At 47.7% G+C, this 19,450-nt stretch carries 24 protein-coding genes; all 24 read right to left on the reverse strand.

Features of this window, described 5'->3' with window-relative positions; all coding sequences use genetic code 11:
• Window positions 1–522, reverse strand: a complete 522-nt coding sequence (locus AC50YO_RS18330; RefSeq protein ID WP_494849447.1) for an NADH-quinone oxidoreductase subunit J — start codon at window positions 520–522, stop codon at window positions 1–3.
• Window positions 515–973 (reverse strand): NADH-quinone oxidoreductase subunit NuoI, encoded by a 459-nt coding sequence (gene nuoI / locus AC50YO_RS18335; RefSeq protein ID WP_494849449.1) that lies wholly within the window; start codon window positions 971–973, stop codon window positions 515–517. The genes AC50YO_RS18330 and nuoI overlap by 8 nt, the downstream gene beginning before the upstream one ends.
• A 16-nt stretch (window positions 974–989) precedes the next feature.
• Window positions 990–2,006: an NADH-quinone oxidoreductase subunit NuoH gene (nuoH, locus tag AC50YO_RS18340; RefSeq protein WP_494849451.1), complete on the reverse strand. Its 1,017-nt coding sequence runs from the start codon at window positions 2,004–2,006 to the stop codon at window positions 990–992.
• Window positions 2,006–3,106, reverse strand: a complete 1,101-nt coding sequence (locus AC50YO_RS18345) for an NADH-quinone oxidoreductase subunit D (protein ID WP_494849453.1) — start codon at window positions 3,104–3,106, stop codon at window positions 2,006–2,008. Before AC50YO_RS18345 ends, nuoH begins: the two co-directional genes overlap by 1 nt.
• A gap of 7 nt (window positions 3,107–3,113) precedes the next feature.
• Complete coding sequence (locus AC50YO_RS18350; RefSeq protein WP_494849454.1) at window positions 3,114–3,719, reverse strand: NADH-quinone oxidoreductase subunit C; 606 nt, start codon at window positions 3,717–3,719, stop codon at window positions 3,114–3,116.
• Window positions 3,716–4,234, reverse strand: a complete 519-nt coding sequence (locus tag AC50YO_RS18355; protein WP_494849456.1) for a NuoB/complex I 20 kDa subunit family protein — start codon at window positions 4,232–4,234, stop codon at window positions 3,716–3,718. The genes AC50YO_RS18350 and AC50YO_RS18355 overlap by 4 nt, the downstream gene beginning before the upstream one ends.
• On the reverse strand, window positions 4,219–4,590 hold the full coding sequence (locus AC50YO_RS18360) for an NADH-quinone oxidoreductase subunit A (RefSeq protein WP_494849458.1): 372 nt from the start codon (window positions 4,588–4,590) through the stop codon (window positions 4,219–4,221). The genes AC50YO_RS18355 and AC50YO_RS18360 overlap by 16 nt, the downstream gene beginning before the upstream one ends.
• A 55-nt stretch (window positions 4,591–4,645) precedes the next feature.
• The gene (locus tag AC50YO_RS18365) at window positions 4,646–5,854 is read right to left on the reverse strand and encodes a GerAB/ArcD/ProY family transporter (RefSeq protein WP_494849460.1); all 1,209 of its coding nucleotides are present in this window, start codon (window positions 5,852–5,854) and stop codon (window positions 4,646–4,648) included.
• Window positions 5,851–6,099, reverse strand: a complete 249-nt coding sequence (locus AC50YO_RS18370) for a hypothetical protein (protein WP_494849462.1) — start codon at window positions 6,097–6,099, stop codon at window positions 5,851–5,853. The genes AC50YO_RS18365 and AC50YO_RS18370 overlap by 4 nt, the downstream gene beginning before the upstream one ends.
• Window positions 6,100–6,109: 10 nt before the next feature.
• Window positions 6,110–7,348 (reverse strand): Ger(x)C family spore germination protein, encoded by a 1,239-nt coding sequence (locus AC50YO_RS18375; protein ID WP_494849464.1) that lies wholly within the window; start codon window positions 7,346–7,348, stop codon window positions 6,110–6,112.
• Window positions 7,345–8,958, reverse strand: a complete 1,614-nt coding sequence (locus AC50YO_RS18380; protein ID WP_494849466.1) for a spore germination protein — start codon at window positions 8,956–8,958, stop codon at window positions 7,345–7,347. Before AC50YO_RS18380 ends, AC50YO_RS18375 begins: the two co-directional genes overlap by 4 nt.
• Before the next feature lie 136 nt (window positions 8,959–9,094).
• Window positions 9,095–9,877: a tyrosine-protein phosphatase gene (locus AC50YO_RS18385; RefSeq protein ID WP_494849468.1), complete on the reverse strand. Its 783-nt coding sequence runs from the start codon at window positions 9,875–9,877 to the stop codon at window positions 9,095–9,097.
• Between the two features lie 140 nt (window positions 9,878–10,017).
• Window positions 10,018–10,416 carry a F0F1 ATP synthase subunit epsilon gene (locus tag AC50YO_RS18390; RefSeq protein WP_494849469.1) on the reverse strand — a complete coding sequence of 133 codons (399 nt, stop codon included), beginning with the start codon at window positions 10,414–10,416 and terminating at the stop codon, window positions 10,018–10,020.
• Window positions 10,417–10,440: 24 nt separating this feature from the next.
• Complete coding sequence (gene atpD, locus AC50YO_RS18395; protein WP_494849582.1) at window positions 10,441–11,844, reverse strand: F0F1 ATP synthase subunit beta; 1,404 nt, start codon at window positions 11,842–11,844, stop codon at window positions 10,441–10,443.
• 81 nt (window positions 11,845–11,925) lie between these two features.
• Window positions 11,926–12,786: an ATP synthase F1 subunit gamma gene (gene atpG / locus AC50YO_RS18400; RefSeq protein ID WP_494849470.1), complete on the reverse strand. Its 861-nt coding sequence runs from the start codon at window positions 12,784–12,786 to the stop codon at window positions 11,926–11,928.
• A gap of 117 nt (window positions 12,787–12,903) precedes the next feature.
• Window positions 12,904–14,418: a F0F1 ATP synthase subunit alpha gene (gene atpA / locus AC50YO_RS18405; RefSeq protein ID WP_494849472.1), complete on the reverse strand. Its 1,515-nt coding sequence runs from the start codon at window positions 14,416–14,418 to the stop codon at window positions 12,904–12,906.
• Between the two features lie 25 nt (window positions 14,419–14,443).
• Window positions 14,444–14,983, reverse strand: a complete 540-nt coding sequence (locus AC50YO_RS18410; RefSeq protein ID WP_494849473.1) for a F0F1 ATP synthase subunit delta — start codon at window positions 14,981–14,983, stop codon at window positions 14,444–14,446.
• Window positions 14,980–15,462 carry a F0F1 ATP synthase subunit B gene (gene atpF, locus AC50YO_RS18415; protein ID WP_494849475.1) on the reverse strand — a complete coding sequence of 161 codons (483 nt, stop codon included), beginning with the start codon at window positions 15,460–15,462 and terminating at the stop codon, window positions 14,980–14,982. The genes AC50YO_RS18410 and atpF overlap by 4 nt, the downstream gene beginning before the upstream one ends.
• Window positions 15,463–15,551: 89 nt before the next feature.
• Window positions 15,552–15,767 carry a F0F1 ATP synthase subunit C gene (atpE, locus tag AC50YO_RS18420; protein WP_494849477.1) on the reverse strand — a complete coding sequence of 72 codons (216 nt, stop codon included), beginning with the start codon at window positions 15,765–15,767 and terminating at the stop codon, window positions 15,552–15,554.
• A gap of 82 nt (window positions 15,768–15,849) precedes the next feature.
• Window positions 15,850–16,611 carry a F0F1 ATP synthase subunit A gene (gene atpB, locus AC50YO_RS18425; RefSeq protein WP_494849483.1) on the reverse strand — a complete coding sequence of 254 codons (762 nt, stop codon included), beginning with the start codon at window positions 16,609–16,611 and terminating at the stop codon, window positions 15,850–15,852.
• A gap of 22 nt (window positions 16,612–16,633) precedes the next feature.
• Window positions 16,634–17,002, reverse strand: coding sequence for an ATP synthase subunit I (locus tag AC50YO_RS18430; RefSeq protein ID WP_494849488.1), 369 nt, complete (start codon window positions 17,000–17,002; stop codon window positions 16,634–16,636).
• Complete coding sequence (locus tag AC50YO_RS18435) at window positions 16,995–17,228, reverse strand: AtpZ/AtpI family protein (RefSeq protein WP_494849490.1); 234 nt, start codon at window positions 17,226–17,228, stop codon at window positions 16,995–16,997. Before AC50YO_RS18435 ends, AC50YO_RS18430 begins: the two co-directional genes overlap by 8 nt.
• A 190-nt stretch (window positions 17,229–17,418) precedes the next feature.
• A complete protein-coding gene (gene wecB, locus AC50YO_RS18440) occupies window positions 17,419–18,567 on the reverse strand; it encodes a non-hydrolyzing UDP-N-acetylglucosamine 2-epimerase (protein WP_494849492.1) in 1,149 nt (382 codons plus the stop codon).
• Between the two features lie 36 nt (window positions 18,568–18,603).
• Window positions 18,604–19,233: a uracil phosphoribosyltransferase gene (upp, locus tag AC50YO_RS18445; RefSeq protein ID WP_494849494.1), complete on the reverse strand. Its 630-nt coding sequence runs from the start codon at window positions 19,231–19,233 to the stop codon at window positions 18,604–18,606.
• Between the last annotated feature and the right edge of the window lie 217 nt (window positions 19,234–19,450).

Raw genomic sequence — 19,450 nt, forward strand, 5'->3', positions numbered from 1 at the left:
TTATTCCACCTCCTTGGCAGGGTCGGATGTACGTTTGGCAATCGCTATTGCTCCTATAAAAGCCACTGTCAACAACACCGATACAAGCTCGAACGGCACCACATACCCTGTGTACAGCAGTTTACCGATCTCCAGCGTATTATCCTGAACCTGCTGGATAGGCTCCGGCTTGGGGAAGGTGGTAACTCGTATCGCAAAAAACAAAATGCCGAACAAACACAGTGCTCCTATTGCAGCAAGTATCTCATGAAGCGGTCTAACCTGCTTTGATGCGGAGTCCTGATGATTCGTCATCATAATGCCGAATATCATGAGAATGGATACGGCTCCGACATAGATCATTACTTGGACAAAAGCAATAAACTCCGCCTCCAGCAATACGAACATGCCCGCCATACCGAGGAAGACACCAGCCATAGAGATCACCATATGCACAACCTTCTGCAGGCTCACCATCAGGACAGCCCCGCTTATCATAATGGCAGAGAGCAGGAAGAAGACGATGAATTCTGTATCAAACAACTGATTTGGAGCCTCCCTTCACAGGAGCACCGATATTATTATTATCCTGGCGCACCAAACTGTTGTTATCTGTGAGCCACTGCACGTCCTTGAACAGCTCATCCCGACTATAGGCGGACAGCTCGAATTCATTCGTCATGACAATCGCTTCCGTCGGGCATACCTCCGTGCATAGGTCGCATAATATACAAATTTCAAAATTAATATCAAACGTATCAATGACCTTAACTTTCTTGGTCGGGTCAGGGTTTGGCTTGCCAGTTAGCGTAATGCAATCCGTCGGGCATATTTTTGCACATTGATTGCACACAATGCATAAATCGGGAATGAAATGCTGAATTCCCCGAAAGCGATCCGGCATAACGAAAGGCTCATCCGGATAGGAAGTGGTCACTTTCTTGGTCGTCATTGCTTTGAGCGTAACACCAAGCCCTTGGAAAAGTCCATTCATTTCCATTTCCTCCTTATCAGCCCTTGATAAATATCTCCACATAAATTGCCGTTAAAAACACATTTGCAATAGATACAGGCAGCAGTACCTTCCACCCGAGCCCCATAAGCTGATCTACACGAATTCGCGGAAAGGTTGCCCTGATCCAGAACAGAAAGAAGACAATCAAAGAGAATTTGAGCAAAAACCAAATGATGCCCGGGACGAAATCAAGGAACGGCGCAGGGGCATACCAGCCTCCTAGAAACAATACGGTGATTAACGCAGCAATTGCATAGACATAGACGTATTCCGTCAGCATAAAGAAGGCAAACCGAAAGCCGCTGTACTCGACATGGTAGCCCGCTACCAGCTCGGACTCCGCCTCCGGCAGATCGAAGGGCGTACGGTTCAGTTCAGATACTGCTGCAATAACGAAGACGACAAAACCAATAATCTGAGGAAGGAAGTTCCAATCCCAGAACCACCCTCCGCCTTGGGCAGCTACAATATCACGCAGATTCAGGCTGCCGCTAAGCAGAATGACACCGACCACAGAGATGACGAGCGGCACCTCGTAGCTGATCATCTGCGCGGCAGAGCGCATGCCGCCGAGCAGAGCATATTTGTTATTGGAAGCCCAACCGCCCAGTATAATCGCCAGCGTCGAAATGCCAGATAAGGCTACATAATAGAGCAAGCCTACATTCAGATCGGCAAAATAAAGATTTTGCGTGTAAGGAATGACGGCCAATACCGTAAATGCAGGCACATAGGCAAGCACAGGAGCAAGCATGAACAAGGCCCGATCGGCTTTGCGGGGAATGGTGTCCTCCTTAATCAAGAGCTTGAATATATCAGCTACCGTCTGAAGCAGCCCGAACGGCCCTACTCGACTCGGACCAACCCGAAGCTGCATCCACCCAATCACTTTTCGTTCGAAATAGATGGCATAGGTGACGAAGCCAAGCACAATGGCAAGAAGCACCGCCCCCCATAGGAAAATAACGAATACATCTCCCCAAGTAAGCGGTCCGTTCAACCAAGCTCCCATCAGCAATCGACCTCCCCTACCACGATATCGATGCCGCCCAATATAGTAATTAAATTGGTCATCGTCTCCCCTACCAAAAGCTTGGGCAGAATTTGCAGGTTAACGAAAGAAGGCCTCCGGAATTTCAAGCGATAAGGCTCTGCTTTGCCTTTGGATACAATATGGCAGCCAATTTCTCCTCTAGGAGATTCAATGCGTACATATACCTCACCCGCAGGAGGCCTAATAGCCCGCGGCACCTTGCCCATCGTCTCCCCGCCAGCAGGGAATTGGGCTAGCGCCTGCTTGAGAATCCGCAAGCTCTGGCTAATCTCCGCAAGCCTGATCCGATAGCGATCATGGCAATCTCCGTTGTGTCCCAGCGGCACGTCGAATTCAAAGCGATCGTAGAGGCTGTAAGGCTCTGCCTTACGCAGATCCCAATCAACCCCGGTACAACGCAGATTCGCGCCAGACAAGCCATAATTAATTGCAGTAGCAGCATCATACTTACCTATCCCTCTGATTCGCGCCAAGAAAATTTCATTGCCGCTGACGAGCTTGTCATACTCCTTCAGCTTCTCTTCCATGTAGGGGATGAACTCTCTTATTTTATCCAGCCAGCCCGGAGGCGCATCCCACTTCACCCCTCCTACTCGCATATAGTTATAGGTCAATCGTGCTCCGCACAGTTCATTGAAGAGGTTAATAATAAGCTCCCGATCGCGAAAAGCATATAGAAATGGACTCATTGCGCCTATATCGAGCAAGTAAGTTCCCCACCAGACAAGATGGCTAGCTACCCGCTGAAGCTCCATCACGATTAGACGAAGAAACTCAGCACGCTCCGGCACCTCAAGCCCCATCATCGTCTCTACGCCGTGAACGAGCACATAATTATTCGTCATCGCCGAAACATAATCCATCCGATCGGTATAAGGAATAATCTGCGTATAATTCAATTGCTCTGCAAGCTTCTCCGTTCCCCTGTGCAAATAGCCCATTACCGGCGTAGCCTCTGTAATCACTTCACCATCAAGCTTCACTATAATGCGAAAGACGCCATGCGTGCTTGGATGCTGAGGACCGACGTTCAATAGCAATTCTTCGGTACGAATCACGTGCAGCCTACACCTCCGAGTCTAACGGTTCATAATCTTTGCGAAGCGGATGCCCTGCCCAATCATCTGGCATCATAATCCGGCGCAAATCAGGATGGCCTGAGAATACAATACCGAGCAGATCATAGATCTCACGTTCATTCCAATTCGCTGTCGCCCATAGCGGAGTAACAGAATCGACCTCAGGCTGATCACGATTAATCTTCACCTTAACAGCTACCTCCCTGCCGCTGTTCAAAGCAACAAGATGATAGACAGTCTCCAGATGCGTTTCATAATCGACGCCTGAGACGTTGCGAAGATAATTGAATTCTAGCGCTTCATGCGTCCTAAGCAGCGCCGCTGACTGAAACCAATGGATCGGACTTACAATAATGGTCGGCATATGTCTGTCCAGCTCATTGATATAAGCATCCTCAAGCGCATCCTCCGCCACTAATGTCCGAATATAGGCCATTAACTCATCAAGCTGAGGCTGCTTCGGCGAAGGAGCCGGCGGCTCTTCCACAGAGCTTACGCCCTCGGCTTGCCCAAGCTCCCTCTCCCCATAAGTATTCCTTTCATCGCCAATAGATGACAGCGCTTTCTCAAATCCCTTTTGTTCCTCGCTCATCGTCCGGTCACCCGCTTCCCGGTCTTCGCCTCATAGCGAATCTTCTCCTGAAGCTTGTTGATGCCATAGATCAGCGCCGCCGGATTTGGCGGACAGCCTGGAATATAGACATCGACGGGAACAATCTGGTCAACACCCTTAATGACAGCGTAGGATTTCACATAAGGCCCACCGGCTGTTGCACAGGAACCCATCGCAATGACCCATTTGGGCTCTGGCATTTGATCATACAGCCGGCGAAGCAGCGGACCCATCTTCTTGGTCACCGTACCTGCAACAATCATCACATCCGATTGGCGCGGCGATGTACGGAACATTACGCCGAATCGGTCAAGATCGTAATGCGAAGCCCCTGTCCCCATCATTTCAATCGCACAGCAGGCCAACCCGAACGTAAGCGGCCAGAGCGAATTGCTCCGCGCCCATGCCTTCAACTGCTCCAGCGTACCCATGAATACATTGCGCTCAAGCTCCTTGCGCTCTTCAAGCGTGATCGACTCTAAACTGAATTCCATTGCAGCACCTTCTTCTTCCAGGCATATAGAAGTCCGATAAGCAGCATTCCAGCGAATATGATCATTTCAATCAGCACAAAAAGGCCGAGCTTATTATATGCTACGGCCCACGGGTATAAGAACACGGTCTCCACATCAAATATGACGAACATTAACGCGAACAAATAGTACCGAATATGAAAGCGGACATGACCATCACCGACCGGCTCATTGCCGCTCTCGTACGTTGTTCGCTTGTGATCATTCGGTTTGTTCGGTCTCAGAAGCTTGCCGGCGGCAAGCGCCGCTACGGGCAGAAGGATGCCCAAAATGATGAAAATAGCCACGATGACATACTGGTTGACGTAGTTATCCACGCAATCGCCTCCGTCTATTTTTCCCTCACATTATAACAAATGCTTCCATATACGTCTATGATGGAGTTGCTTGCTCTGGAGAGGCTATAGAGGGCAGCATTTCCGCTTCTACTTGCGCTTCCGGCGGTTTGACAGCACCCGACTTGCCTGCCGTTTTTTCTCTTTTGCCCGTTAGTACAGCAATCATCAACAGCAGCAGTGGAATAACAAAACCCATCGTTACACTATAACTGGTCCATACATCATTCAGAAAAGCATGTGCATGAGCTACGCTCCGATAAATTAAAGCAGACAAGGGAACTACGATAAAAGCATATGGTAAAACGAGCGGGCGATAGCTTTTCATATTGAGAAGCTGTGCTGTTGAAAGCACTAGTGCATAGAAGCACATGATTAGCTTTATAAACACCGTGCAGACCCATATAATGGCGACGGTGATCTCCACTCTTACGACAATTTCTTCAATATTGATGCTTTTCGCCATATCATAGACTGCAAATGGGCTTCGGGCCGATTCGCTGACTCCTAATACCCCCAGCAATAGAATGACAAGCAATAAAAAAAAGCCGCCAATCATTAATGAAAAGGTCAATAGAGATTTCGTCAGCTTGCTTCGGTCTTCCTGACTGACGGACGGAAGAATCATCGTAATAAAGACCAGCTCAGCAATCGGAAACCCAATAAACGGGTACAAGCCTTTGATCGCTGGCAGGAAGCCCGTATATATTACAGGCTCAAAATTTTTCACCTGAAATTGTGTCAGCAGCGACAACGCAATCAGGCAGAATATCATAATAGCACCACCGAACAGAATCTCGCCTGATCTGGCGATCGTCTCAATCCCTAGATAGACACCATATACAATGACAATCATGAAGCTTAGGGCTACGAACCAGGAAGGAGTTTCAGGCAAAACCGATAAGCCCAAGAAGTCAGTCACATTGCGTAGGGTAAGCGCACAAAGAATCAAATAAAAAAAGATATAGGTAAGGTTTATCAGCTTCCCGATCCACGATCCCATAATTTTCTCCGCATATTGACTCATAGAAAGAGTAGGGAATCGCTTCGCTAAAGCTATATATACGAATAAAAATAGACAATAGAACGGCAAAGAAAGCAGCATCGTAATCCATGCATCCTGCCGAGCTATATTAATAACAGTGGCTGGTTGTATTAGCGCTGCCGTGCCAAGCCCGTACAAATAAAGCAGCTTGGCAGCCTGTGAAGAGGTTATTTGACCATTATTTATTTTATCTGCACTCAATGCTGCACATCCTTCATAACCCAGGATACGATCGGCTTCATAAGAGGGGCATACACCGCTTGAATCCAATCAGCAGGATTCGGTATAGGCAGCTTGATGCACATTCCTACACAGAAAATCGTTCCCGTTATTAGAATTACAGTGGCATATACTGCTTCCTTGATTTGATGCAGCTTCATTCTTGTACGCCAAATGCCAAACCCAGCTATGGAAGCAACGGCTACAACCAATATAGATGGCAGCATACTCTACCCCTCATTTCACGATGGATTCCATCCGAATACCGGAATCTTTAATTCTCGTCTTGCTTACAACCTCGTACGGGATGCTCGGGAACAGCTTATTCCAGTTGGGCGCTATTGTTTGCCATAGCTTCGGCTGCTGCCTATAAACAAATTGTGCCCAATCCATAGCGTCTACCTTTAATTGTTTTTGCAGCTTGTCTACGACACTACTTACTTCCTCAATAATAGTCTCGTCGACATGCTGTGCGATTTTTTTCATCTGATTCTCGTCCAATACATCAACATCGCGGCACATAATCTCATTTAGGCTGGCCACCGGGTTGATTACAACTTGAACGAAAGGAAGCTCATTATCTCCTTTGCTCACTTTGATCTCCGTCTGAGTCTTGTCGATTTCAACCGTCATGAACCCTTCCGAATTAGGACAAGTCAATTTAATGACCGTACTCTCCACTTTATTCTGAACAAAGGATAAGCCACGAGATTCTTTTGGCCGCAAGAACTGAACCAGCTTCCCTTGGTCAAACACAGCCATTGTGGTTAAATCAGGCAGCGCTTCGGAGCTGATTCGGCTAATATTCTCCAGGCTATTACCCGCTTGCTTGGAGCCTTCAATTTCTATTGCTGGAAGAACGACCTCTCCTTTTTTCATCGAAGCCCTTCTTGTAATTTCATAGACCGGAACCATATAGATCGTGCCATAAGAGGCTTGGTTTATCATCATGCTGTCATGCAGTTGGTAGACCGGAATCGATTCCATTTGTGTAGTCGTCTGCAGAACTTGCTCCGCTGTCACTCCGCGTGCAATGGCTACGGCAATATCCGTACGTATATCTGGATTTCTCTCAATCAGGTCCAACAGAGGATAAATGCCGCGGCGAGCCATCTCATCACCGATTAACATCAATTGGGTATGGGAAAAAAATAATCGTCTAGACGTTTTACTCGACATTTTTCGAATCGCTTCAAATAAGGTGTCTCCCGATTCCGTAATAGACATCACAGTAGGTCCTGAAGGTCCGGATTGTCCGCTGCCACCTGCGACATTTCGCGGAAGGACGACTTGCACGGTTAGCTTCAATCGCTGATTATTCGCAGGATCGACATCCACACCTATAGCAAGGACCACGCTCAGCCTGTCCAAATAACGCATATCCCAGCATCCGCTTGTCATTAGGCAAGCTATAATAAGCAAGACTGTACTGAATACTCGTGCTGCCCTTATCCAATCTTTCTTTCTTAGGCTCATTGGACAGGATCACGTCCTTCTAGCGCTGTGGAATCCAATTCCTCTCTCACTTGATTCGATTTGGCGAGCTTCTGCGGGCGCTCCTTCATCTTCCATAGAGGTGATCTCCAAAAAGTATCCTTCCAGTCCTTCCATATCGTCGGAGCAAATGGTGTCATATACGGAATACCGAAGGATCTCAAATTGCTCAGATGCAGAAGCATTAACAAGATAATCAGTGAAAGCCCATAAAAACCAAGCGTTGACGCTGCTGCCAGCAGGAAAAAACGCAGCAGGCGCGCAGCAATCCCTAAATTATAAGAAGGGGATACGAAGCTTGTAATCGCTGTAACCGATACGACAATAACAACGGCTGGAGACACGATACCTGCTTCAACCACCGATTGGCCAATAACAAGACCACCTACAATTGAGATCGTATTGCCTGCCGCACTCGGCATTCGAACGACAGCCTCCCTTAATATTTCGAATACAAATTCCATAACGAACGCTTCCAAATAAGCTGGAAAAGGAACCCCCTCACGCTGTGCCGCCAGCTTCAATAGCAGTGGAGTAGGGATCATCTCCTGATGATAGCTTACAATCGCTACATAAATGGAAGGCATCGTTAGCGACAAGAAAAAGGATACGAACCGGAGAATACGTAAAAAAGAGGAGACATCATACCGTTGGTAATAGTCCTCTGCTGCCTGAAAAAACATATTCATCGTTGCTGGCAATACCAGCACGAATGGTGTACCGTCAATCAGAATAGCAATCCTGCCCTCAAGTAGATTGGCCGCAATAACATCTGGACGTTCATTGTTATATATAGTTGGAAAAGGTGTCCATTTGTGATCTGCGATTAATTCCTCGATATAATTCGATTCCAGAATGCCATCAATTTTAATCTGGTCCAATTTGTCGCGCAATTGTTGGACTAGCTTGTCATCTGCCAATCCTTTTATGTACATAATGCCTACAGGTGTCTGAGTCAGTGTCCCAACGGTTCTCTGTTCCAGCCATAGCTTGGGGCTCCGTATTTTGCGTCTAATCAGCGCCGTATTTATCCGTATGGATTCTACAAACCCTTCCCTTGGACCCCTGATGACCATTTCCGTTTTCGGCTCTTCCACGGAACGTTTGGAGCCGCCAATACAATTGGTGGTCAGTGCCACATGGAGACCATCTAGAAGAACAATGGCCTGCCCTAAGAACAGAGCGTTATAGAAATCCTTCCAAGTAGATGCTACTTCTACATTGCCTGTGGAAAGCAGCTTATTTCTCATTTCTTCGATCGCAAGCTCCGGCTCCAATAGCGGATTACTCTTCATCTCCTGCATTTGCATCGTTTCTATTACAAATTCATTCAGCCGGAAATCATCTACCATCCCTTGGATAAAAACGATGGCGGACTGCACTGGTGTAGCCCCTGACAGCTCTAGCTGACGGATAATGACATCGCTGCTCTTCCCTAGCTCCTGCTCAATCCTTGTTATATTATCAGTAAGATCAACGAATAGAGGTTTATCTGCATAAGCCTCTAGCTCCTCCTGTGCGATCTCCTTTTCCTTCTGTGAGCTCTTCTTATCCTTCTTACGGCTACGGCTGCGCATGTAATCGCTGAACATCCCATCGTCCTCCTGCCGCTCTCATTTCATTCAACCCTTAGGATAACTCTTCCAAGCAGAGATTATGCACAAATAGAAAAAAGGCCAAAAACCGTTGTTCTAACGGTTTTTGGCCTTTTTTCACCATACGAAATCCTTATTTCTTAAATAACAAGCGAAGCTTATCCCAGCCTCTACTTCGTTCAGACAACCGATCAGGCATGAATGCCAGCTCTTGGCCTCCTATTACAGCTTGAGCATTATGCTTGTAATAGCTGACCCAAGCCGGACCAAGTGTCGTTTCTATCCTTGCGTAGGCCTCTCTCAGGCGAAAGCCTCGCCATCCGAGCTCATGAGCATCCGAGGCTACCAGATGGATGAGACCACGCCGACATAGTGTCCACGCCGCTCGTTCTATTCGCCGTCCGAAGCCCCCTAACAGTGAATGGCTCGTCACTTGTGCATAAGCCCCGAGCTTGATCAATTCAGCTAAACGGTCAGGCTCGCGTACTATCGCTGCATTCCTCTCGGGATGCGCGATAACTGCATGGATGCCTGCCTGAGCCAGCTCTTGCACCGTGGCGTTCATACTTGAAGGAATATAAGTGGAAGGCATTTCTAATAAAATAAAGGAAGGAGTGCCAAGCGGCAGCAGCTTCTGTAATTCCCAGTGAAGAATTAGATCAGCAAACAGCCGTATTTCTTGTGAAGGATGTACAAGGAGAGGGATCTCTTGTTCAAGCAGTTGCTTATTTAATTGAGCGGTCAATGTCCTGACTTGTGCCGCTTCGTTATAGTATTTGCCGTTGCAATGATGAGGCGTAGCTATAATCTCAGTAATCCCTTCCGCTACAGCAGCACGTGCCAGTGCATAGGATTGCTCCCAACTAGCAGGCCCGTCGTCCACGCCAGGAAGAATATGTGCGTGAATGTCGATCATTACAGCACCACCCCATCCAGCCTTCTTATCCTTATTATTATAGATAATCTCGGCCTCTGCAAGCAGCGAAGCTTAAGCCGTAACAAAAAAATACCGCCAAGATCTCATTAGAGTTCTTGACGGCATTTCGGTAAACCGAATTAATTTTGTTTAACGTTAATCCGATTCATTGCACGCTGCAGAGCAAGCTCTGCACGACGGTAGTCAATCTCATCGCGCTTCGCAGCGAGACGCTGTTGAGCGCGCTCTTTTGCCGCTTGTGCACGGTTAATATCAATATCAGTAGCCAGCTCTGCGCTCTCAGCAAGAATAACCACCTTGTCCTTACGGACTTCGATGAATCCTCCACCTGCAGCGATAACGTCTACTTTACCATCACGTTTGATTACAATTGGAGCAATCTTCAATGGGGTAACTAGTGGAATATGATTCGGCAAAATACCGAGCTCGCCTTCCACGCCAGTTACGCTAACCATATTAGCTGTCTCCGCATATACCTTGCGCTCCGGAGTTACTATTTCTACTAAAAACGTACTCATGTGGATTCCTCCCGCCTTTCGCTACTACAGCGTTTTGGCTTTCTCCACGGCTTCTTCAATCACACCTACATACCGGAAAGCTTCTTCCGGAAGGTCGTCATGTTTGCCCTCGAGAATTTCTTTGAAGCTGCGAACGGATTCTTTAACAGGTACATACTTACCTGCAAGACCTGTGAACGGTTCAGCAACGTGGAACGGTTGGGACAGGAAGAGTTGAATTCTCCGTGCGCGAGCAACGGTCAATTTGTCTTCTTCGCTGAGCTCATCCATACCCAAGATTGCGATAATATCTTGAAGCTCTTTGTAGCGCTGAAGAATTCTCTTAACGCCTTGAGCAACATTGTAATGCTCTTCGCCCAGAATTTCTGGGTTCAAGAGACGTGAAGACGATGCAAGTGGATCAACGGCTGGGAAGATACCCATCTCGGAAATTTTACGCTCCAAGTTAGTCGTTGCATCCAAGTGGGCAAACGTTGTAGCAGGAGCCGGGTCAGTGTAGTCATCGGCAGGTACGTAGATCGCTTGGATCGATGTAACCGAGCCTTTTTTCGTTGACGTGATACGCTCTTGCAGTTGACCCATTTCAGTTGCCAGCGTAGGCTGGTAACCTACTGCGGAAGGCATACGGCCAAGAAGTGCCGATACCTCGGAACCTGCTTGTGTGAAACGGAAGATGTTATCGACGAACAAGAGAACGTCTTTGCCTTCCACATCACGGAAATATTCAGCCATTGTCAAACCTGTCAGAGCAACACGTTGACGTGCGCCTGGAGGCTCGTTCATTTGTCCGAATACCATCGCAGTTTTGCTCAGTACGCCGGAATCTTTCATCTCGTGGTACAAGTCATTACCTTCACGAGTACGCTCACCAACACCAGCAAATACGGAGATACCGCCATGCTCTTGTGCGATGTTGTTGATCAGCTCTTGAATGGTAACGGTTTTACCAACACCCGCGCCGCCGAAAAGACCGATTTTGCCGCCTTTTGCATACGGTGCAAGCAAGTCGATAACTTTAATGCCTGTTTCGAGAATTTCCGATTGCGTGGACAATTCATCGAATGCAGGTGCCTGACGGTGAATCGGCAAGTTATCCTTTGAAGTTACATCGCCTGCTTGGTCAATTGGCTCACCAAGTACGTTAAATACGCGACCAAGCGTAGGTGCACCAACTGGGATCGTAATCGGTGCGCCAGTATCTACTACTGTCATACCGCGAACGAGACCGTCTGTTGTGCTCATAGCTACGCCACGGACCAAATTGTCACCGAGATGAACAGCTACTTCAAGCGTCAGATTAATATCAATTCCGCCTGCTTCGCCCTTCTGCTCGATCTTGACAGCGTTCAAAATTTCCGGCAGGTTGCCGCGTTCGAACTCGATGTCGACGACCGGACCCATGACGGATACAACGCGTCCTTTTTTCATGGTTTTCCCTCCTGGTTCCTTCTTGTTACCGCGGGCAAGGCCAGCTTGTACCAAGCGGCCCGCATCCTGCGGCATCATGCTTTATGATTGTGCGTTAGCCCCTGCAACGATCTCAGAAATTTCCTGGGTAATCGCCGCTTGACGTGCGCGGTTATAAGTCAGCGTAAGCTGATTGATCATCTTGTTCGCATTCTTCGTCGCGCTTCCCATGGCTGTCATACGAGCGCCGAATTCACTTGCTTTACCGTCCAGAACTGCACTATAGATAAGCGTCTCCGCATATTTAGGCAGCAATACTTCAAGAACGCCTTCTGGTGAAGGCTCATATTCATATGCTGATACGGATGCATTGCCCTCTACAGCTGCTAGAGGAAGCAAACGTACGTCTGTCGGAATTTGCGTAAGTGCATTCACGAATTCATTGTAATACAAGTACAACTCATCATAAGAGCCTTCAGCGAATTTCTTAACCGCTGTAGTAGCGACCGATTTGATATCGGCGAACGTTGGAGCATCCGGCAAGCCGGTTACCTCTTCAACGATCGGCATATTGCGTCTGGAGAAGTAGTCTCTGCCTTTACGTCCGATAACGAACAAGACATATTCATCCGTCGATTTATGCTTCTCACGAATCGTTTGCGTTACTTTACGGAGAATGTTGGAGTTATAACCACCTGCAAGACCACGGTCTGATGTAATGACGAGATAGCCCGTCTTCTTAATCGGACGTGTTTCCAGCATAGGGTGTTTAACATCCTTCGTACCCGCAGCGATGCTTGCTACAACTTCCTTCAGCTTGTCCGCGTACGGACGTGCTGCTTCAGCTGCTGCTTGCGCTCTTCTAAGATTAGAAGCCGCAACCATCTCCATCGCTTTTGTAATCTGCTTCGTGCTTTGTTTACTCTTGATTTCGCGTTTAATATCGCGCATGCCTTTTGCCATTTGATTTCACCCGCCTTTGTTGCTTCGCTGCGCCAAGACACAAGCCAAGCCTGGTGTTGGTAGGAGTAAAGGAGTCCACGCCCGTACATATCAGGACGGGCGTTGAACGATTATAAATTAAGCCGATACGGCAAAACTTTTCTTGAATTTATTGATTGCTTCTACAAGAGCTTTCTCGTTGTCGGCAACCATGTCCTTCGTCGTGCGAATCGATTCGCCGATTTCTGGATGGTTGGAGTCAAGGAACGACAAGAACTCTTTCTCGAAACGAAGAATATCAACAACTGGAATATCATCCAAATGGCCTTTAACCGCAGAGTAGATCGAGATAACTTGCTTCTCAACCGGCATCGGCTGGTTAACGCCTTGCTTCAGAATTTCCATCGTACGAGCACCGCGGTTAAGACGGGCTTGCGTTGATTTGTCAAGATCGGAACCGAACTGCGAGAACGCTTGAAGCTCACGGTATGCCGCAAGGTCCAGACGGAGTGTACCGGCTACCTTTTTCATTGCTTTAATCTGAGCCGCACCACCTACACGGGATACGGAGATACCAACGTTAACCGCTGGACGTTGTCCAGAGTAGAACAAGTCAGCTTCCAAGAAGATCTGACCGTCCGTAATCGAAATTACGTTCGTTGGAATGTATGCTGATACGTCAGATGCTTGTGTCTCAATGAATGGCAATGCAGTCAATGAACCGCCACCCAGTGCGTCACTCAGCTTAGCTGCGCGCTCAAGCAAACGGGAGTGAAGATAGAAAACGTCGCCCGGATAAGCTTCCCGGCCCGGCGGACGGCGAAGCAGCAAGGAAAGCTCACGGTATGCTGCCGCTTGTTTGGACAAGTCATCATAAATAACGAGAACGTGCTCGCCTTTATACATGAAGTACTCACCCATCGAGCAACCTGCATAAGGAGCCAAGAAGAGCAATGGAGCAGGCTCAGATGCACCAGCTGTTACGATAATTGTGTAATCAAGAGCGCCGTGACGACGAAGAGTTTCCACAACGCCTGCAACAGTCGATTGTTTTTGTCCAACAGCAACATAGATACATTTTACTCCAGTACCTTTTTGATTGATAATCGCATCAATCGCAATTGTTGTTTTACCTGTCTGACGGTCACCGATAACCAATTCACGTTGGCCACGGCCTACTGGTACCATCGCGTCAATCGCTTTGATACCTGTTTGCATTGGCTCATGAACGGATTTACGGTCGATAACGCCTGGAGCTGGGGACTCAATCGCACGGAATTGCGTTGTGTTGATTGGGCCTTTGCCATCAAGCGGTTGACCGAGCGGGTTAACTACGCGGCCAAGAAGCTCTTCGCCGACTGGGACTTCCATAATACGGCCAGTACGTTTCACTTGGTCGCCTTCACGAATATCTGTGTAAGGTCCTAGGATAACGACACCGACATTGCTTTCCTCAAGGTTCAATGCCATACCGACAACACCGTTGGCGAATTCGAGCAGTTCGCCCTGCATCGCGTTCTCCAAACCGTGTACGCGGGCGATACCGTCACCGACATTGATTACGGTGCCGACGTCTACGACTTGAATTTCGGATTTATATTGTTCGATCTGTTGTTTAATCAGCGTGCTGATTTCATCAGGTCTGATACTCAATTCGTTCACCCCTATCTACAGTGCTTTAGATTTTAAACGATTTTTGTAAACGATCCAGCTTGCCGGACAAGCTGCCGTCATAAAGACGGTCGCCGATGCGTACTTGTACGCCTCCGAGCAACGCAGGCTCTAAAATTTGCTGAGCTAAAATTTTCTTGCCCGTGATTTGGCCAAATTGAGCAGCCACATCTGCAAGCTCCGATTCGGATAGTTGAACAGCCGAATAGACAGTTGCATGAGCTTGTCCCAACGCTTCGCCAGCATATTTCAGGAAGGCTTCGTACACCTCTCCGATAATATCCTGACGGCCGCGTACGATAATCAATTCAAGGGTATTTAATACTAGAGCAGATACCCGATCACCGAATGCCGATTTCAGAACTTCGATTTTTTTGCTAGCTGCGATACTTGGATACGTCAGAAACTTGACGATCTCTTGATCCTGCTCCAAGGTCTGAACGATTTGCTTCAACTGTCCCTCAACCTCAGATACGAGGTTGTTCTGCTGAGCAAGCTCGAACAATGCCTTAGCGTAGCGCTTCGCTACTACTGTGTCCCGGCTCATTTACTGCCAACCTCTTTCAGGTATTGGCCAACCAACTGCTCCTGGGACTTTTCATCGATTTGTTTCTCAATAATTTTTGAAGCGATCTTAACAGAGATGCCGCCAACTTCATTACGAAGAGCTGCAATTGCTTTGTTTTTCTCGCTTTCGATATCTTTAACTGCATCATCTTTCAAACGGGTAGCTTCGTTTTTCGCAGACTGAACGATGTCATCCGCTTGCTTCGTGCTAGTCGTTCTCGCTTGCTCAATAATGTCGTAAGCTTCTTTACGCGCTTGCTCAAGCGCAGCTTTCTGCTCCGCCATTTGGGCCTCAGCTTGCTTGCGGCTGGATTCAGCCGTATTCATTTGCTCAAGCACCATTTGTCTGCGCTGTTCCATAATGCCGAACAACGGTCCGAACGCATATTTGCTCAATAGCCAGTACAAAATTCCGAATGCAACCATTGCGATTACCGTCGATTCCCACTGCCAATCCATTGAAGCCACTCCTTTCTTACCACAGAATTGTCTAAATCATAACGAAGGCGAAGAGGGCTAGGCCTTCCCCGCCAGTTGCGAATGTTCAATTAAGCGCTGAAGAACGCCAAGAAACCGATAACTACGCCGATGATAGGTACTACTTCGACGATACCAACACCGATAAACATTGTAGTTTGAAGCTTACCGGAAAGCTCAGGTTGACGAGCGATACCTTCAACTGTCTTACTTACGATCATACCGTTACCTACGCCTGCGCCAACTGCTGCCAAACCTACTGCCAATGCTGCTGCCAATACTTCCATTTTAAAAATCCTCCTCAAAAGTTATCTTTTTTGTTGTATAACCAACCCGAGCATGGAATCGCTTCGGGCGTAAAACGTGTAATTAATGAGCTTCTTCTTCGTCATGAATCGCTGCTTGCGAGATATACACCATCGTAAGCATCGTGAACAGGAACGCTTGAATAGCCCCGACAAAGATACTAAAGCCTTGCCAAGCGATCAGGAACGGAGTTCCGATCCAGCTAAGCATTAGTATGGTACTGATGAGCACTTCGCCCGCATAGATGTTCGCGAACAACCGAAGCGCAAGCGTTACCGGCTTAGAGATCGTCTCGATTATGTTAATCGGGAAGAAGATCGGGAACGGATGGAAATAATGCTTAATGTAATGCTTTTTGTTCAATTTCAGACCTAGGAAATGGACGATTACGAACACGATAAGCGCGAGACCCGCAGTTACAGAAAGGTCAGCAGTTGGCGACTTCCACCAAGCGAGTGCAACGTGGGCTCCACCTTCAAACATATCCTTCGTAATACCCAAACTCTCGATAGGGTGATGCGGTTCTGTCACGATACCAAACGGCAATCCGAGCAAGTTAGAAATCAAAATAAACATAAGAAGCGTTAATCCTAGCGATAGGAAAGGCTTAATACGGTTAACTGGCATCGCACTACCAATAAGATTGTGAACGAAATCAACAACCCATTCCATAAAGTTCTGAAGCTTGGACGGGTTGTCCACCGACAAATTCCGAACCGCCAATCTTGCAATTGTGAACGTAATAATACAGGATACTACGAGCGCAATGATCGTTGCCAAGTCGAGATCGAACGGTCCGAGTTGCAGTACCGGAAATTTATGCATGTAAAATTCTCACCCCTTTCCGCTATGATTGTCGTTTGTTGTGAAAAAAAGCTGCTGCCAATAGTATAAACGGTACTACCATACAACCGATTAACGCGGCCGGCATGTTGAACTTTTCCGGAAAACGATAGGCAAGCATTGCGACTAGCAGCACAGTCGCGATCCGGCTTCCAAGCCCTAAGCCCATCCTGCGAGCACCAATCCCTGCTGCTCCTTGAGCAACCATCTCCACTCGGCGCTTTAATAAAAACGCATTCATGGATCCTGCTGCCAATCCTAGCAAAAGACCTAGTGTTACAGTACGCCATTCCGGCATTACAGCCCAAACCGCCAGACAACCCGCAGTCATAAGAAGAACCGTCCGCACTGCTGTATTCATCATTCTATCCATCGGCGTCCTCCATAACCTTCTTAACGAGCAGAATGGCTGAGAGTAGACCGACAGCCAGACCGACCAGTATGCCTCCGATCGTCCATCCCCTTCCATCGCCTAAACGACCATCTAGGGTGGATCCGATCCAATAGCCTAAAAAGATACATACAGCGACTTGCACGCCGAGTGCGCCGACGAGACCGGCGGCCAACAGCGGATTGTCCCTTCTGTCCTTTTTGCTCATAGGTTCATACCCCTGTCAATCCTCATTTATTTTATCGAAGCGGCGCAAGGTTTGTCAATTGATATAACTGCAAACTTTTAGTGACAAAACGCCTAAAAGCCTTGATATATCAAGCCTTCGCTTCGATCAAAACCATACAGTACCACTGTATGCTGTACATTGACCCTTTTATGGCTCTATTCAGTGTAAACTATGAACGTTGTGTGAACGAATCTGGACGGTCTGATTTTTTCCCAAAATGATGTAATATGGCTTGTACAATCCGTACCGAAGCCTGTCCGTCTCCATAAGGATTCGCCGCTTGGCTCATTCGTTCATATAGGCTTGCATCCGTCAGAAGCGCCTTCGCACGGCTGTAGACAAGCTCTTCATCCGTTCCAACAAGTTCCAATGTGCCTGCTTCAATGCCTTCCGGGCGTTCTGTTGTATCACGAAGGACCAAAGTCGGCACGCCAAAGGACGGTGCTTCTTCTTGCAAGCCGCCGGAATCAGTCATAATCATATAGGCATGAGGGTAGAAATTATGGAACTCGAATACATCTAACGGATCTATAAGCTGAATACGAGGATGATTGCCTAGAATCTCATTCGCTGGTTCTCTAACTGCAGGATTCGGATGAACCGCATACACAATAGCTACATCTTCATGTTCGTCGGCAATCCGTTTCACCGCGCGGAAAATATTGCGATGGGGCTCACCAAGCGCTTCCCGTCTATGAGCGGTCATCAGAATCATCTTTTTACCTTTCGCCCACTCGATCACTGGATGGGAGAAAGATGGATCAACAGTATATTGGAATACGTCAGTTGCCGTATTGCCCGTTACATAGATCGTAGACTCTGATTTATTCTCTTTGCGAAGATTGCCTGCCGACCATTCCGTCGGAGCAAAATGCACATCAGAGAGCACACCTGCCAGCTGACGGTTCATTTCCTCCGGATATGGCGACAGCTTGTTCCACGTACGCAGGCCAGCTTCAACATGACCAACCTGAATCTGCTTCAAGAAGGACGCATAGCTTGCGAGAAAGGTTGTCTGAGTATCTCCATGCACGAGGACAATATCAGGCTTGGCCTCTGTTAGAATCGGATCAAGCCCTTCCAGTACACGCACTGTCGTTTCCGTCAATGTCTGACGGTCTTTCATCACATTCAAATCATAGTTCGGTTGAATCTCGAAAAATTCCAGCACTTGATCGAGCATTTGCCGATGTTGTGCGGTTACGCAAACGATTGATTCAATCTCATCGGCATGCTTATTCAGCTCTAGTACAAGCGGAGCCATCTTAACCGCCTCCGGCCGCGTGCCGAAGATGGTCATTACCTTCAGTTTAGACAAAACGCTTCACTCCTATTATCAGTTGTTTCCAAATGACTACTCGGTACCGAACATGCGGTCGCCAGCATCGCCGAGACCTGGAATAATGTAGCCCTTCTCATTCAAACGCTCGTCCATCGCCGCTAAGTAAATTTCAATATCAGGATGCGCTTCCTGCACAGCCCTCACGCCTTCCGGCGCCGCAATAAGACACATCAGCTTAATATGCTCGCAATCACGCTTCTTGAGTGCAGATATAGCTGCGATCGCAGAGCCTCCTGTAGCGAGCATCGGATCAAGGACAATAAGCAGACGCTTCTGAGCATCTGTCGGCAGATTAATATAATATTCCGTCGGTTGCAGTGTCTCGTGATCCCGGAACAAACCAATATGTCCAACCTTAGCAGAAGGGATGAGCTTCAATATGCCTTCGACCATGCCAAGCCCCGCGCGCAGAATAGGCACAAGCCCAAGCATGCGCCCAGACACAATCTTCGCTTCCGTCTCGGCAACAGGCGTTTGCACCGTTATCGTATCTAGCGGAATATCTCTCGTAATTTCATAAGCCATCAATGTGGCAACTTCATCAACCAATTCCCGAAAATCTTTTGTATTCGTGTCTTTGTTCCGAATAAAAGTCAGCTTATGCTGGATTAACGGATGGTCGCAGATGACCAGTTTGCTCATGGAGCTTGTTCCTCCCGTAAAACGTATTCTTTAGATTTTTGACACAATCCCGTTTATTATAGCATTGTAAACTAGACGTTGCATCTGATGTTTTCCCCTAATGCTATTCGCTTCATACATCACCATACGCAACAGTCTTAGCAAATCTTTATTGCCGCACATGAAAAAAAGCCTCGCGCACTTCCTTCAGCAGAAGTATGCGAGGCATTAGACTAAC

This window comes from Paenibacillus sp. J22P59, assembly GCF_059383895.1.

What these genes read in the sequence shown, in the direction of transcription:
- AC50YO_RS18385 (WP_494849468.1), bottom strand. Translation starts at nt 9,877, where the DNA reads ATGATCGACATTCACGCACATATTCTTCCTGGCGTGGACGACGGGCCT.
- nuoI (WP_494849449.1), bottom strand. Translation starts at nt 973, where the DNA reads ATGAATGGACTTTTCCAAGGGCTTGGTGTTACGCTCAAAGCAATGACG.
- AC50YO_RS18355 (WP_494849456.1), bottom strand. Translation starts at nt 4,234, where the DNA reads ATGGAATTCAGTTTAGAGTCGATCACGCTTGAAGAGCGCAAGGAGCTT.
- atpE (WP_494849477.1), bottom strand. Translation starts at nt 15,767, where the DNA reads ATGGAAGTATTGGCAGCAGCATTGGCAGTAGGTTTGGCAGCAGTTGGC.
- AC50YO_RS18375 (WP_494849464.1), bottom strand. Translation starts at nt 7,348, where the DNA reads ATGAGCCTAAGAAAGAAAGATTGGATAAGGGCAGCACGAGTATTCAGT.
- nuoH (WP_494849451.1), bottom strand. Translation starts at nt 2,006, where the DNA reads ATGGGAGCTTGGTTGAACGGACCGCTTACTTGGGGAGATGTATTCGTT.
- AC50YO_RS18430 (WP_494849488.1), bottom strand. Translation starts at nt 17,002, where the DNA reads ATGGATAGAATGATGAATACAGCAGTGCGGACGGTTCTTCTTATGACT.
- atpB (WP_494849483.1), bottom strand. Translation starts at nt 16,611, where the DNA reads ATGCATAAATTTCCGGTACTGCAACTCGGACCGTTCGATCTCGACTTG.
- AC50YO_RS18410 (WP_494849473.1), bottom strand. Translation starts at nt 14,983, where the DNA reads ATGAGCCGGGACACAGTAGTAGCGAAGCGCTACGCTAAGGCATTGTTC.
- atpG (WP_494849470.1), bottom strand. Translation starts at nt 12,786, where the DNA reads ATGGCAAAAGGCATGCGCGATATTAAACGCGAAATCAAGAGTAAACAA.
- AC50YO_RS18390 (WP_494849469.1), bottom strand. Translation starts at nt 10,416, where the DNA reads ATGAGTACGTTTTTAGTAGAAATAGTAACTCCGGAGCGCAAGGTATAT.
- AC50YO_RS18435 (WP_494849490.1), bottom strand. Translation starts at nt 17,228, where the DNA reads ATGAGCAAAAAGGACAGAAGGGACAATCCGCTGTTGGCCGCCGGTCTC.
- atpF (WP_494849475.1), bottom strand. Translation starts at nt 15,462, where the DNA reads ATGGATTGGCAGTGGGAATCGACGGTAATCGCAATGGTTGCATTCGGA.
- AC50YO_RS18380 (WP_494849466.1), bottom strand. Translation starts at nt 8,958, where the DNA reads ATGTTCAGCGATTACATGCGCAGCCGTAGCCGTAAGAAGGATAAGAAG.
- atpD (WP_494849582.1), bottom strand. Translation starts at nt 11,844, where the DNA reads ATGAAAAAAGGACGCGTTGTATCCGTCATGGGTCCGGTCGTCGACATC.
- AC50YO_RS18350 (WP_494849454.1), bottom strand. Translation starts at nt 3,719, where the DNA reads ATGAGCGAGGAACAAAAGGGATTTGAGAAAGCGCTGTCATCTATTGGC.
- AC50YO_RS18370 (WP_494849462.1), bottom strand. Translation starts at nt 6,099, where the DNA reads ATGCTGCCATCTATATTGGTTGTAGCCGTTGCTTCCATAGCTGGGTTT.
- upp (WP_494849494.1), bottom strand. Translation starts at nt 19,233, where the DNA reads ATGAGCAAACTGGTCATCTGCGACCATCCGTTAATCCAGCATAAGCTG.